The sequence below is a fragment of the Mesorhizobium sp. M0518 genome, from assembly GCF_040321125.1.
Taxonomy (GTDB): domain Bacteria; phylum Pseudomonadota; class Alphaproteobacteria; order Rhizobiales; family Rhizobiaceae; genus Mesorhizobium.
Genome location: NZ_JAMYQY010000022.1, coordinates 106,395 through 120,730 on the forward strand (window position 1 = coordinate 106,395; position 14,336 = coordinate 120,730).

Genomic DNA, 14,336 nt, shown 5'->3' on the forward strand with positions numbered 1-14,336 from the left:
CGATGACGGCCTATCTGAAGCTCGACCATATCGACAAATCCTTCTCGCGTGGTGCCCAGGTCAGCGAGGTGTTGAAGGACATCAGGCTGACCATCGACAAGGGCGAATTCGTCTCCATCATCGGCCATTCCGGCTGCGGCAAGTCGACCCTGCTCAATCTGATCGCCGGGCTGACCAAGGTGTCCGCCGGCGCCGTGCTGCTCGAGGACAAGGAGGTCGACAGCCCCGGTCCCGAACGCGCCGTGGTGTTCCAGAACCACTCGCTGCTGCCGTGGCTGACCGTCTATGAAAACATCAACCTGGCGGTGTCGAAGGTTTTCGGTCGCTCGAAAAGCAAGGCCGAGCGGCATGACTGGATCATGCGCAATCTCGACCTCGTGCAGATGGCGCATGCCAAGGACAAGCGCCCGGCCGAGATATCGGGCGGCATGAAGCAGCGCGTCGGCATCGCCCGGGCGCTGGCCATGGAGCCGAAGATCCTGCTGCTCGACGAGCCGTTCGGCGCGCTCGACGCGCTGACGCGCGCGCATCTGCAGGACGCGGTGATGGACATCCATTCCAGGCTCGGCTCGACGACGATCATGATCACCCATGATGTCGACGAGGCGGTGCTGCTGTCCGACCGCATCGTCATGATGACCAATGGCCCGGCGGCAACCATCGGCGAAGTGCTTGCCGTGCCGCTGGCGCGGCCGCGCCGGCGCGTCGAACTCTCTTCCGACCGGACCTTCCTGCGCTGCCGCGAGGCGGTGCTGAAGTTCCTCTACGAACGCCACCGCTTCGTCGAAGCCGCGGAGTAGCACCATGAGCGAAAGACTTGTCATCATCGGCAATGGCATGGCCCCGGGGCGCATGCTGGAGCACCTGCTGGAACAGGCTCCGGGCCGCTACACCGTCACCATCTTCAACGCCGAGCCGCGCGTTAATTACGACCGCATCATGCTGTCGCCGGTGCTGTCGGGCGAGAAAGCCTATGAGGAGATCATCATCCACGGCGACGGCTGGTACATCGCCAACAACATCACCCTCTACAAGGGCCACAAGATCGTCGCCATCGACCGAGCGGCGAAGACCGTCACCTCCGATCATGGCGTCACCGAACCCTATGACAAGCTCGTCATCGCCACCGGCTCGGTGCCGTTCATCATTCCGGTGCCCGGCCATGACCTGCCGGGCGTGCTGACCTATCGCGATCTCGACGACGTGCAGGCGATGATGCTTGCCGCCCAGTCGCGGGCCAAGGCGGTGGTCATCGGCGGCGGCCTGCTCGGGCTGGAGGCGGCAGCAGGGCTGAACGCGCAAGGCATGGACGTCACCGTGCTGCATGTCATGCCGACGCTGATGGAGCGCCAGCTCGATCCCGCGGCCGGCTATCTCTTGCAGCGTGCGGTGGAACAGCGCGGCATCAAGGTCATCACCAAGGCCAACACACAGGCGATCACAGGCAACGGCAAGGTCGGGCAGGTGGAGCTCGCTGACGGCACCATTATCCCAGCAACGCTTGTGGTGATGGCCGTCGGCATCAGGCCGAATTCGGCGCTGGCGAAACAGGCCGGCATCGCCGTCAACAGGGGCATCGTCGTCGACGCCGGCATGCGCAGCAACGATCCCGACATCTACGCGCTCGGCGAATGTGCCGAGGTCAACGGCCAAGTCTACGGCCTCGTCGCACCGCTCTACGAGATGGCGCGCGTGACCGCCAGCCAGCTTGCCGGCGACGCGGCGGCGGCCTTCGTCCATATGGACACGCCGACCAAGCTCAAGGTCACCGGCATCGAGCTGTTCTCGCTCGGCGACTTCGCCGAGGGCGAGGATCGCCAGGAGATCGTGCTGCGCGACGCCGCCGCAGGCGTCTACAAGCGCCTGGTGCTGAAGGATGACCGCATCATCGGCACCGTGCTCTATGGCGAGACGGCTGACGGCGCCTGGTTCAACGACCTCAAGAAGAAGCAGACCGACATTTCCGAAATGCGCGACACGCTCATCTTCGGCCAGTCCTACCAGGGGGGTGCCCCGCTGGACCCTATGGCGGCCGTTGCAGCCTTGCCGGATGATGCGGAAATCTGCGGCTGCAACGGCGTTTGCAAGGGGAAGATCACCGGCGCGATCACGGCCAAGGGCCTGACCTCGCTTGACGACGTGCGCGCCCACACCAAGGCGTCGGCCTCCTGCGGCTCCTGCACCGGGCTGGTTGAAAAGCTGATGGTGCTGACCCTCGGCGACACGTACAACCCCGCCGCCGTGCAGCCGATGTGCTCCTGCACCACCCTCGGCCATGACGAGGTGCGCCGGCTGATCAAGGCCAAGAGCCTGAAGACCATTCCCGCCGTCATGCAGGAACTGGAATGGACGACCTCCTGCGGCTGCGCCAAATGCCGGCCGGCGCTCAACTACTACCTCGTCTGCGACTGGCCGGATGACTACGCCGACGATTACCAGTCGCGCTTCATCAACGAGCGCGTCCACGCCAACATCCAGAAGGATGGGACCTATTCGGTGGTGCCGCGCATGTGGGGTGGGGTGACCAATGCCGCCGAACTGCGCGCCATCGCCGACGTCGTCGACAAGTTCGAAATTCCGATGGTCAAGGTCACCGGCGGCCAGCGCATCGACATGCTCGGCATCCGCAAGGAGGACCTGCCGGCAGTGTGGGCCGATCTCGGTCAGGCCGGCTTCGTCTCCGGCCACGCCTATGCCAAGGGGTTGCGCACGGTGAAGACCTGCGTCGGCTCAGACTGGTGCCGGTTCGGCACGCAGGATTCTACGGGCTTCGGCGTCCGCATCGAAAAATTCATGTGGGGCTCGTGGACGCCGGCCAAGGTCAAGATGGCGGTGTCGGGCTGTCCGCGCAACTGCGCCGAGGCGACCTGCAAGGATGTCGGCGTGATCTGCGTCGACAGTGGTTATGAGATCCATTTTGCCGGGGCGGCCGGCCTCGACATCAAGGGCACCGAGGTGCTCGGCCTGGTCAGGACCGAGGACGAGGCGCTGGAGCATATCGTGGCGCTGACGCAGATGTATCGCGAGCAGGGCCGCTATCTCGAGCGCATCTACAAATGGGCCAAGCGCATCGGCATCCCCGAGATCAAGCGTCAGATCATGGACGATGGCGACAAGCGCAAGGCCTATTACGACCGTTTCGTCTTCAGCCAGAAATTCGCCCAGGTCGACCCGTGGTCGGAACGCGTTTCCGGCAAGGACAAGCACGAATTCCGGCCGATGGCCTCGGTCGGGTTTGCGCAGGCGGCGGAGTGAGCGTGTTCCCGAAAAGTGGAAACCGGTTTTCGGTCAAGAACACGCGCAAAGAGGAAATCTAGATGAACTGGGTAGCAATCGGCTCCATCTCCGACATCCCTCGCCGCGGCGCGCGCTGCGTCGCAACGCCCGAGGGAAAAATCGCCGTATTCCGCACCCTGGACGATCAGGTCTATGCCATCGACGACCATTGCCCGCACAGAGGCGGACCGCTCAGCCAGGGCATCGTGCACGGTGCGGCGGTGACCTGTCCCTTGCACAATTGGGTGATTTCGTTGGAGACGGGCAAGGCGCTCGGCGCCGACGAGGGCGCGGTGCGCACCATTCCGGTGCGGGTCGAAGGCGAGCGTCTGTTCATTGCGCTGGAAGCGCTGGCCAGCCGCGCGGCCTGAACCCATGGAGATCGACGAAGCGCGCGAGGTGAGGACCACCTGCCCCTATTGCGGGGTGGGCTGCGGCGTGCTGGCGAAGGCCACCGCGGACGGGCAGGTGTCCGTCCGCGGCGACCCCGACCACCCGGCCAATTTCGGCCGGCTCTGCTCCAAGGGCTCGGCACTCGCCGAGACCATCGACCTCGACGGCAGGCTGCTGCATCCGGAGGTCCACGGCCGCCGCGCCGGCTGGGACGAGGCGCTCGACCTTGTCGCCTCGACCTTCTCGCAAACCATCGCCGAGCATGGCCCGGATGCGGTCGCCTTCTATGTTTCGGGCCAGTTGCTGACCGAGGACTATTACGTCGCCAACAAGCTGATGAAGGGTTTTGTCGGCTCGGCCAACATCGACACCAATTCGCGCCTGTGCATGGCCTCCTCGGTCGCCGGCCACCGCCGCGCTTTCGGCTCCGACACCGTGCCGGGAACCTATGAGGATCTGGAATTGGCCGACCTGATCGTGCTGGTCGGCTCCAATCTCGCCTGGTGCCATCCGGTGCTCTACCAGCGCATCGCGGCTGCCCGGGAAAAGCGGCCGGAGATGAAGATCGTCCTGGTCGATCCACGGCGCACCATGACCGCTGACATCGCCGACATGCATCTGGCGATCGCGCCGGATGGCGACGTCGCTTTGTTCACCGGGCTGCTCGCTTATCTCGGCCAGCACAATGCGCTCGACCGCGCCTACATCACGACGCACACGACCGGCTTCGGGCAAGCGCTTTTCGCGGCCTCCGCGCTCGACCTGGCCGGCGTCGCTGCCGGCACGGGCCTGAGCGAGGACGAGCTTGGCCGTTTCTACAGCCTGTTTGCGGCAACGGCGAAAACGGTGACGGTTTACAGCCAGGGTGTGAACCAGTCGTCATCCGGCACCGACAAGGTCAACGCCATCATCAACTGCCATCTCGCCACCGGCCGCATCGGCAAACCCGGAGCAGGGCCGTTTTCGGTGACCGGCCAGCCCAACGCCATGGGCGGCCGCGAGGTCGGCGGCATGGCCAACATGCTCGCCGCGCATATGGAAATCGAAAACCCCGACCATCGCGACCGCGTGCAGCGCTTCTGGAACGCGCCGGCCATTGCCGGAAAGCCCGGCCTGAAGGCAGTCGAGATGTTCCAGGCGCTGGCCGACGGGCGGATCAAGGCGCTGTGGATCATGGCCACCAACCCGGTCGATTCGATGCCGGACGCCGATGCCGTCGAGGCGGCGATCAAGGCGTGCCCGTTCGTGGTGGTGTCGGACGTGCTGGCCCAGACCGACACCGTCCGCCACGCCCATGTCCGGCTGCCCGCCGCCGCCTGGGGCGAGAAGGATGGCACCGTCACCAATTCAGAGCGCCGTGTGTCGCGCCAGCGCGCGTTTTTGCCCGTGCCCGGCGAGGCAAGGCCCGACTGGCGGATTGTCGCTGAGGTCGGCAAGCGGATGGGGTTTGGCGAGGCGTTTTCCTATGCGACGCCAGGGGAGGTGTTTGCCGAGCATGCCGCGCTGTCAGGATTCGAGAATGATGGCGCGCGGGATTTCGATATTGGTGCTTATGCCGGGGTTGATGCGGAGGAGTATGAGGCGCTGGAGCCGTTCCAATGGCCGGCGCCGAGCCCAGCCACCCCCCTCTGGCCTGCCGGCCATCTCCCCCGCAAGGGGGGAGATCGGCTGCCACCACGGCCTTCGCCAATTACAAACAATGCAGGAGATATGCGAGCATCAAAGCTGCCAATCTCCCTCCTTGCGGGGGAGATGTCCGGCAGGACAGAGGGGGGTGCTCAAGCTCGACATCAGTCGGACGAGCATCTTCGGGCCGGGCAGAGGCTGGAAGGTAACACCACCCGCTTCTTCGCCGACGGCAATTTCTACACGCCCGACCGCAAAGCGCGCTTCATCGCCATCCGCCCCACCACGGAAGTCCGCACCAGCCCGGACTATCCGCTGATCCTCAATACCGGCCGTATCCGCGACCATTGGCACACCATGACGCGAACCGGCAAAAGCCCGCGTTTGTCGCAGCACATCGCCGAGCCCTTCGTAGAAATCCACCCGGCGGATGCGCAGCGCTTCGGCATCGGCGACGCCGACATCGCGCGGGTTTCCAGCCCGCGCGGCGACGTGCTGGTGCGCGCGCTGGTGACGGCGCGCCAGCGCCAGGGCAGCCTGTTTGCGCCGATGCACTGGACCGATCAGTTTGCGGCAAGGGGCCGGCTCGACACGCTGACCGCGCCGCTGACCGATCCCATTTCCGGCCAGCCGGCGCTGAAACATGTCGCCGCCCGCATCGAGAAATTCGCCGCAAAGGCCTTTGGCTTTGCGGTGACGCGGCGCAGGCCTGAGCCTGATACCGCGGCCTACTGGGCCGTGGCCAAATGCAAGGGCGGCTGGCGGGTCGAGCTTGCCTTTGCCGAAGACGACATCGATTGGGCTGGCTTTGCCGGGTCACTGTTCGGCGTGTCACCGGGTGCGGAAATGCTCGCCTATCATGACCGCGACGCCGGCCAGCATCGCATCGCCGCCTTCGACGGCGATCAACTGTCAGCCGCCTTGTTCGTCGCACCCGGCCCGGTCGCCGTGTCGCGCGGCTGGGCGGCGGAACAGTTGAGTGCCGATCATGTCGACCGGCGCGGCAGGTTGGCGATCGTAGCCGGACGACCGGGCGGGATCGACGTCGACCGCGGCGCCATCGTCTGCTCCTGTTTCGGCGTCGGCGCCAACCAGATCGCGGAAGCGGTGCGCGGCGGCTGCGGCAGCGTTGCGGCGATCGGCACGGCCCTGCATGCCGGCACGAATTGCGGCTCCTGCCGCGCCGAGATCAGGGTCATCATCGACGCGCAGAGTCTTCAAGCAGCCGAGTGATTGTCCCGACCAAAGGGGCCTGCGCGACGGCGCTGGTTGGGCTATGGTGGCGCAAGCGTGCCACGTCGTGCACGAATCGTCTTCAGTCAGGGTCATCCGATGGCAAATCCCCCGCGTCGACCGACAAATCCGATGACGGCCGCCGAGGCGGCTTTCAAGCCGGTGAAGAAGCCGGCCGCGCCGGTTCGTGAGCCCTCCGCCGCTCCAGGCGTCAGGGAGCTTGTTTCGATCCGGATCGATCGCGCCGTGCTGGACCACTTCCAGGAGGATGGGCCGGGCTGGCAGGATCGCATCAACGACGCCTTGCGGCAGGCGATAGAAGGCAAGCCTGTTGTTGCCGAGGATGATCGTTCAGACGACGAGTAGCGGCTGTTCCAGTCAGCTCACGCCTCGAAGTGCAGGATATAGAGCTTGCGCGTCTTCTCGTGGATCGTCCATTCGCCTTTCCAGCCTTTCGGCAGCACCAGCATTTCGCCCGGACCGACGTCCTCGCTGCGGCCATCGGGACCATGCAGCGAGACCCGACCTGACACGATGTGGCAGGTTTCGGAATTGCTCTCGCGCGATGCGGTGAAGCGGCCCGGCGTGCACTCCCAGACGCCGACTTCCAGTGTGCCGTCAGGCGAGGTCCACAGCGTCTTCGCTGCTTCGAGCTGATCGCCGCTGATCGAGGTCGGCTTGGGCTCAGGCTCGCCGAGGTCGATGGAAGCGAGATGGGCGAAGGTCTGGAAGTCGGTCATGGCGGTCTCTCAATGTCCTGTGATGCGGTCGGCGATTGCGGCCAGTTTCGACGTATGCTGGAGGCCGGCTTCCTCGCGCTCGTCGGCGACGCGATAGAGCTGATACATCGAGTGGACGCCGAGCCAGCGCATCGGCTCGGGCTCCCATTTGCTCACCTGGCGGTTGACCCAGGGCAGGCGGGTCAGTTCGGTGTCGCGGCGCAGGATAAGGTCGCGCAGCGTGCGGCCCGAAAGGTTGGAACTTGAGACGCCGAGCCCGACATAGCCGCCGGCCCAGCCGATGCCGGTTTCAGGGTCGAGGCCTGATGTCGTGCACCAGTCGCGCGGCACGCCCAGAACGCCGCACCAGGCGTGGTCGATGCGAAGCCCGGCTGTCTGCGGCAGAAGCCGGGTGAGGATCGCGTGCAGGCTTTCGATCGTGGCCTGCTGCGTCTGGCCGCGCACATCCGTTTGCGAGCCGTAACGATAGGGCACGCCGCGCCCGCCCATGGTGATGCGGCCTTCCCGGGTGCGCTGCGCATAGCAATAGGCGTGCGCGGCGTCACCGAGAAGCTCATGGCCCTCCCAGCCGATCTCGTCCCATAGCGATTGCGGCAGCGGCTCGGTGATGATCTGCGCGCTGTTGAGCGGCAGCCAGAGCCGCTCATTGCCTGATATGCCGGCCGTGAACCCTTCCGTGGCGCGGATGATGATCGGCGCGCGCACGGTGCCGCGGTTCGTCGTGACCTTGCCCTTCTCGATGCCGGTCACGGTGGTCTGCTCGTAGATCGGCACGCCAAGCCGCTCGACGGCTTCGGAGAGCCCACGCACCAGCTTGGCCGGCTGCACGCGCGCGGTGCCGTGGTGGACATAGCCGCCAAGCACATTTTTGATGTTGATGCGGGCCTTGGCCTCTGCCTGGCCAATCAGGCTGACGCGGTCCTGCGGCACGCTCCAGCCGATCGCATCGGCATAGGCGGCCTTGATCCGTTCGAGCTGCGGCGGGTTGGTGGCGACCGTCAGATTGTCGACGCGGCGGATGTCGGCATCGATGCCTTCGGCCTCGGTCACCGCGATCACTTCGTCGACCGTGCCATGCATGGCGGTTTCCATGTCGATGACGGCGCCGCGCGTCGAGGTCCGCAGATATTTCTCGCGCGACCAGCTGAAGCCGCCGGACAGCCAGCCGCCATTGCGGCCCGACGCGCCGAAGCCGGCGAACTCCCTTTCGACGATGGCGATGCGGATCGAAGGATCGGCCTTCTTCAGATAGTAAGCTGTCCACAAGCCGGTGTAGCCGGCGCCGACGATGCAGACATCGGCTTCGAGGTCACCCGGGAGCGGCGCGCGATAGGCCGGCAGCCCGATGTCGGCATACCAGAACGAGACGTTGCCGTTGACTTTGGCGTCCAGGTCTAAAAATCCTGCGGGGAAAGAGCGATCAGGTCATCGTCATGTCGGCGCGATCGTCGTCGGCAAGAAGTTTTGCATCGACTACCGACCAGCGCAGATCGACCGTGTCACCAATCGAGAACGGTGTGGCTTCCAGCGACGAGCGCACGATGGCGACCGAGCCATCGCGAAGCGTCACCTGGTATTTCGAACCCGACCCCAGATAGATCGCCTCGCTGACCTCACCGGTGAGGCTGTTCTGCCCGGCGGCGGGAGGCGTGTTGGTGCCGGCAAGCGAGAGCTTTTCCGGCCGCAGCAGGACCACCGGTTTGCCTCCGCCGGCAAGCTTGCCGTTGGCCACGATCTTCTGGCCGGCGATCGTCAGGCTGGTCTCGTTTCCTGACGTCTGGGCGGTGCCACGCAAACTGGTCGATTCGCCGATGAACTTGGCCACGAACAAGGTCGTCGGCTCGTCATAGAGCTGGCGGCCGGTTCCGACCTGTTCGATGCGCCCCTGGTTGAACACGGCGATGCGGTCGGACAGAACCAGCGCTTCTTCCTGGTCGTGCGTCACATAGACGAAGGTGGTGCCGAGTTCGCGGTGGATGCGCTTGATCTCCAGCTGCAGCCATTCGCGCAGTTTCTTGTCGAGCGCGCCGAGCGGTTCGTCCATCAACAGCAGCGGCGGATCGAAGACGATGGCGCGCGCCAGCGCCACGCGCTGCTGCTGGCCGCCGGAAAGCTCTGAGGGATAGCGATGCGCGAAATCGGCCATCTTGACCATGTCCAGCGCTCGCACGACGAGACGGTCGCGCGCCTGCTTGTCCATGCCGCGCAAGGTGAGGGGATAGGCGACGTTCTTGCCGACGGTCATGTGCGGAAACAGCGCGTAGTGCTGGAACACGACGCCGATGTTGCGCTTGTGCGCCGGCAGGGCGACGATGCTGTTGCCGCCGACGGCAAGATCGCCTGCGGTGAGGTCGGTGAAGCCCGCAACGACGTTGAGCGTGGTCGTCTTGCCCGAGCCGCTAGGCCCCAGCAGCGTCATGAACTCGCCGGGCTCGATATGCAGGCTGACATCGTCGAGCGCGGTGAAATTGCCGTAGCGCTTGGTTGCGCCCTTGATGTCGATGGCCGCGCCACGTTCCCTCGCAGTCATCTCAACTCCTCGTCGATTTCGAGCTGATGATCAGCCCGGCGCTGATGATCAGCGTCGTGGCAATGAAGATGATGGTTCCGACGGCCGTCACCGTCGGGTCGGCGTCGCGGGTGATGCTGGTGAAGATCTGCACCGGCAAGGTCTTGAGGTAGGGACTGGTGATGAACAGCGCGACGATGATTTCATCGAAGGAGGTGACGAAGGCAAACAAAAGCCCGGACAGGATACCGGGCGCGATCAGCGGCAAGGTCACGGTGCGGAATGTGGTGAAGCGGTTGGCGCCGAGGCTGGCCGCCGCCGTTTCCAGCCGCACGTCGAAGACTTCGAGGCTTGCCGATACGGCGATGATGACGAAGGGGATCGCCAGCATCGTGTGCGCGATGACGAAGCCGGTGGTGGTGCCGACAAGCTGGTAGTCGAGGTAAACGGCATAGATGCCGATCGCCAGCACCACGCCGGGCACGATCATCGGCGTGATCAGGATGGCGCGCAGCAGGCCGGCGCCGGAATGTTTCATGCGGCTGAGGCCAAGCGACGCCAGCGTGCCGATCAGCGTGGCGGCAACGGCGACGAGGCCCGCGACCCTGAGCGAATTGAAGAAGCTCGACAGCCAATCGGGATTGGTGAAGAAATTCGCGTACCACTGCCAGGAGAAGCCGGACGGCGGGAAAGCGAGCGACTTCTTCTCGTTGAACGACATCGGGATGATGACCAGCGTCGGCATCACCAGCCAGACGGCGACCAGCAGGCAGAACAGGCCGAGCAGAATGCGGAACGGCGTTTGTCTCATGATCTGGACGCCTGCTTGTGGCGCTGGCGCATCAGCGGTGCGGCGAGCGCCAGCAGCACGAAGGTCGCGACCAGCAGGACGACGCCCATGGCGCCGCCTCGGCCCCAGTTGAGCAGGCTGAGCACCTGGCTCTGCACCAGCGTCGACAGCATGGTGCTGCGCGGGCCGCCGAGCAGGGCCGGCGTGATGTAGAAGCCGAGCGACAGGATGAAGACGATGATGGCGCCGGCGAAGACGCCGGGCAGCGACAACGGCAGATAGATTTCCAGGAAGGCGCGTGCCGGGCGCGCACCAAGGCTGCGCGCCGCCTGCACGAGGCGCAAATCGATGCCGCGCATGACCGAATAGAGCGGCAGGATCATGAACGGCAGCAACACCTGCGCCATGCCGATGACGACTCCGGTCTGCGTGCGGATCAGCTTCACGCCGTCAAAGCCGAGCAGCCTGATCACCGAATTGATGATGCCGGAATCTTGCAGCAGGATGACCCAGGCCAAGGTGCGCACCACGCCGCTGACCCAGAACGGCACCAAAACGCACAAGATGAGGACGAGTCGCAGGCGCGGCTCGACGGCCGTCATGAGATAGGCGTAGGGGTAGGCCGCGATGACGCAGACGATGGTGACCCAGGCGGCGATGGAAAAGGTGCGCCACAGGACGGTGACGTTCACCGGCGTGGAGAAGAACCAGACGTAGTTCTGCAGGCCCCAGGCCGGGTCCGAAAAACTGCGCAGCGTGACGGTCAGCAAGGGATAGCCCATAGCCGCGATAAGCAGGAGCAGGGCCGGCATCGCCAGCAGGGACGGATAGGCGGCAAGGCGCAGGCGCCGCTGCGGCCCCTGCACGGCACCTGACGGCCGGGAATGATCACCCCCGGCCGTCGGCGTATGCGATGTCTGGCTCACGCCGTCACCTCAGTGATAGCCGGCTCAGTTGCCGGCCATCAGCGCCGTCCACTTGTCGGACGCGGCGGCGAAATTGGCGACCCAGAACTTGATGTTCTGCTGGTAGCCGAGCTTCGCGTGGTCCGGCGTGTTGGTCAGGAAGGCGGCGACGGATGCGTCGACCTTGGGCTGCGCCTCGTTGTTGATCGGCGAGTAGGACGTCTGCTCGGTCAGGATCTCCTGCGACTTCTTGCCGAGATAGGCGTTGATCAGCGCGTAGGAGGCATCGGTGTCCTTGGCGCCGACCGGGATGGTCAGCTGATCCATGACGACCAGCCAGTCCTTCCACACCGGCGTATAGGCAGCGCCATTCTTGACCGCCGTCATGGCGCGGCCAGTCCACATGATGATCATGTCGGCCTCGCCGGATTCGGCAAGCTGCTGGGATTCTGCGCCGGTCTTCCAGAAGATGGTGTCGGGGCCGATCGCCTTGATCTTGGCGATGCCCTTGTCGATATCGGCAGGCGTCATGGCGTCGACCTTGCCGCCGTCGGCCAGGATGGCCTGTTCGATCAGGCCGCCGAGCGGGCTGCCACTGCCGTCGATGGCACGGGTGCCGGGGAATTTCGCGGTGTCGAAGAAATCCTTCCAGTCCTTTGGCGGATTGTCCTTGTACGTGTCGTTCTTGTACATCAGGACCATGCCGTAGTTCATCGCCGGCACGCTGCATTCGCCGACCTGTCCGGGCGGGATGTGCGAGATGTCGAGCTTGGTCAGATCGAGTTTCTGGAACAGTTTTCCGCAATGCACGAAGGGCGGAAAATCGTCTGTGTCGACGACATCCCAGGTCACATTGCCTGATTCGACCTGCGCCTGAAGCTTGGCGATTTCGGTCGGTCCGTCGTTCAAAAGCTTGACGCCGCTCTTGTCGACGAATTCCTTGAGCGCGGCAACCTGGCCGTCCTGGTAGATGCCGCCATAGGAGACGAAGGTCAGCGTCTTGCCCTTCAACGAGCCGTCGACCACGGTTCCGGCCGGCGGCGCGTTCTGCGCGTGAGCGGCGGCTGCGAGCAAGGCCAGTGCGGCGGCGCCGACAAATCCGGCCAATCTTGATCTGCTTCCCATTTTCTAACCCTCCGATGGCTCGCTGTTTGATTTTGGCAGGCCGGGCGCGAGCGTTTTCCGGGCTACATATTGATCGAGGTCGACAGCGCCGCTTGTCGGCGGCGCGATGATCCACAGCACCTCGGCCACCGCATCGCCGACATTGATCGTCCGGTGCGGCGTCGAGGTCGAATATTCGATGCTGTCGCCCTCTTCGAGGGTGAAGCTCTCGTCGCCGAGCGTCAGTTGCACGCGTCCGCGCAGCACGAGGAACATCTCGCTCGCGTTGCCATGCGTATAGGGCACGTCGCCGGTGGAGCCGCCGACGGCGAACTCGCCGCAATAGACTTCCATCTCGCGGATCGGCCGGCGCGACAGCAGCGTCTTGCGGTAGCCTTCGCTGGTCGGCAGCGCCGGCCGCTCGGCGCGTGTCAGCACCGCGTGCGGCGACACTTCGCAGTCGTCGAAAAGATCGGCGAGGCTGATGCCGAGCGCATTGGCGATCAGCATCAATGTGCTGGTGTTGGCGCCGGAAAGGCCGCGCTCGAGCTGGCTCAGGAAGCTGGCGGTGGTGCCGATCATGCCGCCGAGCTGGCGCAGCGTCAGGCGCCGCGTGGTGCGATAGGCCTTGATGCGATCGCCCAATACCGTCGAGCGGCGCGCTTCGGCGCTGGTTGCGGCATTGTCATTGAGTGCGTGATCCGCAGCGATTTTCATGGCGATCTCAGGGTTCACTTAACATGCTATTAAGTGAGGCGTCCTGGCAAGTAGATTCGCTTGGTCACCTGAAAATCATCGATGGACCTGCAGAGGGTGCATGATCGGCAGACCGGCAACGCCGGTTCGGCTCGATCACTGGATCATGAAGCGCGAACTGAACGGCAGGCTTGCCGCGCCGACGGCCTTCGGGCTGATGCTGACCCGCGCGGGCAGCGCTTCGATGCCGGGGAATTCCCGGCCGATGTCGTCGCACAAGGCCTCGGCGATCTTTTGCGGCGCATAGCTGGACAGGACGACCGAACTGAACTCGACAAACTGGGTCAGCGCGGAGATCGACGCTTTCAGGCGGTCGGAACACTCGCCCAGCCATGCGCTGTAGGCCTCGCCCAGGTCAGGCCACTCAGGGCTGCTGCTCCAGATGATTTCGGACGGGCGCCCGCGCATGGCCAGTTCGCTCTCCAGGCGCATCAGGCCATGATCGAAGCTGGCGCTGGAGTTTCCCTTGTAGATCTGGTGGTTGAGGATGAGCCTGCTCTGCAGCCGTGCTCCCAGATAGAAGAACAGATAGTCGTTGAGCGGCTTTGCGACGCCGAACATGCTCTCGCCGCCAGCTGCCGCGGTGATGTCGTTCTGCACGAAAACCGGCAGCTTGATCTGTTCCTCGATCTCCCCCTGCAAGGCTTTCAGCGAGGTGCTCGATCCGTTGCGGGTTGCAGCCATCGTGTCGACATCGTCGGGAACGGCCAGGCCGATGCCGGCAACCCGGCTGCGCGCCTCGACCGGCAGGCTGGTCATGGCTTGCCTGATCGCGCCGAACAGATCGCCGCTTTGCGGAAAGGGATTGGCTTCATCCGCCGGCAATTGCGTGTGGAAGCGCACGGTGCCGATGAAATCGATGAGTGCGATGTCGATCCGGGGGGGGGGGGGGCCGCCCCCCAACGCCAAGGGGCCCGGCGGGGTGGGCGGAAGGGGGGTGGTGGGGGGCCCCCCCCGGCCGCGCGGGGCCCCGCCCTGAGCGGACCCGCCGAGCAGGGGGCCGG

13 protein-coding genes are annotated in these 14,336 nt (G+C 64.9%); 5 read left to right on the forward strand and 8 right to left on the reverse strand.

Going from position 1 to position 14,336, the window contains the following annotated elements; all coding sequences use genetic code 11:
- Window positions 1-2 precede the first annotated feature (2 nt).
- From NKI66_RS26745 to NKI66_RS26765, 5 genes are all read left to right on the forward strand, one after another.
- Window positions 3-800 (forward strand): ABC transporter ATP-binding protein, encoded by a 798-nt coding sequence (locus NKI66_RS26745; protein ID WP_023809417.1) that lies wholly within the window; start codon window positions 3-5, stop codon window positions 798-800.
- A gap of 4 nt (window positions 801-804) precedes the next feature.
- On the forward strand, window positions 805-3,255 hold the full coding sequence (nirB, locus tag NKI66_RS26750) for a nitrite reductase large subunit NirB (RefSeq protein ID WP_023809416.1): 2,451 nt from the start codon (window positions 805-807) through the stop codon (window positions 3,253-3,255).
- 62 nt (window positions 3,256-3,317) lie between these two features.
- Complete coding sequence (gene nirD, locus NKI66_RS26755) at window positions 3,318-3,647, forward strand: nitrite reductase small subunit NirD (protein WP_023809415.1); 330 nt, start codon at window positions 3,318-3,320, stop codon at window positions 3,645-3,647.
- Between the two features lie 4 nt (window positions 3,648-3,651).
- Complete coding sequence (locus NKI66_RS26760) at window positions 3,652-6,528, forward strand: nitrate reductase (protein WP_023809414.1); 2,877 nt, start codon at window positions 3,652-3,654, stop codon at window positions 6,526-6,528.
- A 99-nt stretch (window positions 6,529-6,627) separates the two neighbouring features.
- On the forward strand, window positions 6,628-6,894 hold the full coding sequence (locus NKI66_RS26765; RefSeq protein ID WP_023809413.1) for a BrnA antitoxin family protein: 267 nt from the start codon (window positions 6,628-6,630) through the stop codon (window positions 6,892-6,894).
- A gap of 17 nt (window positions 6,895-6,911) precedes the next feature.
- On the opposite strand, the gene NKI66_RS26770 is transcribed toward NKI66_RS26765, so the two are convergent.
- The 8 genes from NKI66_RS26770 to NKI66_RS26805 all read right to left on the reverse strand — a co-directional run.
- The gene (locus tag NKI66_RS26770; RefSeq protein ID WP_023809412.1) at window positions 6,912-7,268 is read right to left on the reverse strand and encodes a cupin domain-containing protein; all 357 of its coding nucleotides are present in this window, start codon (window positions 7,266-7,268) and stop codon (window positions 6,912-6,914) included.
- Window positions 7,269-7,277: 9 nt separating this feature from the next.
- The gene (locus NKI66_RS26775) at window positions 7,278-8,660 is read right to left on the reverse strand and encodes an NAD(P)/FAD-dependent oxidoreductase (protein WP_023809411.1); all 1,383 of its coding nucleotides are present in this window, start codon (window positions 8,658-8,660) and stop codon (window positions 7,278-7,280) included.
- Between the two features lie 28 nt (window positions 8,661-8,688).
- Window positions 8,689-9,798: an ABC transporter ATP-binding protein gene (locus tag NKI66_RS26780; protein ID WP_023809410.1), complete on the reverse strand. Its 1,110-nt coding sequence runs from the start codon at window positions 9,796-9,798 to the stop codon at window positions 8,689-8,691.
- 1 nt (window position 9,799) lies between these two features.
- Entirely contained in the window at window positions 9,800-10,588 is a 789-nt protein-coding gene (locus NKI66_RS26785) for an ABC transporter permease (RefSeq protein WP_023809409.1), read from the reverse strand.
- On the reverse strand, window positions 10,585-11,493 hold the full coding sequence (locus tag NKI66_RS26790) for an ABC transporter permease (RefSeq protein ID WP_023809408.1): 909 nt from the start codon (window positions 11,491-11,493) through the stop codon (window positions 10,585-10,587). The genes NKI66_RS26785 and NKI66_RS26790 overlap by 4 nt, the downstream gene beginning before the upstream one ends.
- A 24-nt stretch (window positions 11,494-11,517) precedes the next feature.
- On the reverse strand, window positions 11,518-12,597 hold the full coding sequence (locus tag NKI66_RS26795; RefSeq protein ID WP_023809407.1) for an extracellular solute-binding protein: 1,080 nt from the start codon (window positions 12,595-12,597) through the stop codon (window positions 11,518-11,520).
- A gap of 3 nt (window positions 12,598-12,600) precedes the next feature.
- A complete protein-coding gene (locus NKI66_RS26800) occupies window positions 12,601-13,293 on the reverse strand; it encodes a helix-turn-helix domain-containing protein (RefSeq protein WP_023809406.1) in 693 nt (230 codons plus the stop codon).
- 135 nt (window positions 13,294-13,428) lie between these two features.
- The coding region (locus tag NKI66_RS26805; RefSeq protein ID WP_352753529.1) for an ROK family protein at window positions 13,429-14,336 on the reverse strand (908 nt) is incomplete at its 5' end.

Excerpts from the sequence above, each read along its gene's own strand:
- nirD (WP_023809415.1), top strand. The coding sequence starts at position 3,318 with ATGAACTGGGTAGCAATCGGCTCCATCTCCGACATCCCTCGCCGCGGC.
- NKI66_RS26770 (WP_023809412.1), bottom strand. The coding sequence starts at position 7,268 with ATGACCGACTTCCAGACCTTCGCCCATCTCGCTTCCATCGACCTCGGC.
- NKI66_RS26765 (WP_023809413.1), top strand. The coding sequence starts at position 6,628 with ATGGCAAATCCCCCGCGTCGACCGACAAATCCGATGACGGCCGCCGAG.
- NKI66_RS26785 (WP_023809409.1), bottom strand. The coding sequence starts at position 10,588 with ATGAGACAAACGCCGTTCCGCATTCTGCTCGGCCTGTTCTGCCTGCTG.
- nirB (WP_023809416.1), top strand. The coding sequence starts at position 805 with ATGAGCGAAAGACTTGTCATCATCGGCAATGGCATGGCCCCGGGGCGC.
- NKI66_RS26800 (WP_023809406.1), bottom strand. The coding sequence starts at position 13,293 with ATGAAAATCGCTGCGGATCACGCACTCAATGACAATGCCGCAACCAGC.
- NKI66_RS26780 (WP_023809410.1), bottom strand. The coding sequence starts at position 9,798 with ATGACTGCGAGGGAACGTGGCGCGGCCATCGACATCAAGGGCGCAACC.
- NKI66_RS26795 (WP_023809407.1), bottom strand. The coding sequence starts at position 12,597 with ATGGGAAGCAGATCAAGATTGGCCGGATTTGTCGGCGCCGCCGCACTG.
- NKI66_RS26745 (WP_023809417.1), top strand. The coding sequence starts at position 3 with ATGACGGCCTATCTGAAGCTCGACCATATCGACAAATCCTTCTCGCGT.
- NKI66_RS26760 (WP_023809414.1), top strand. The coding sequence starts at position 3,652 with ATGGAGATCGACGAAGCGCGCGAGGTGAGGACCACCTGCCCCTATTGC.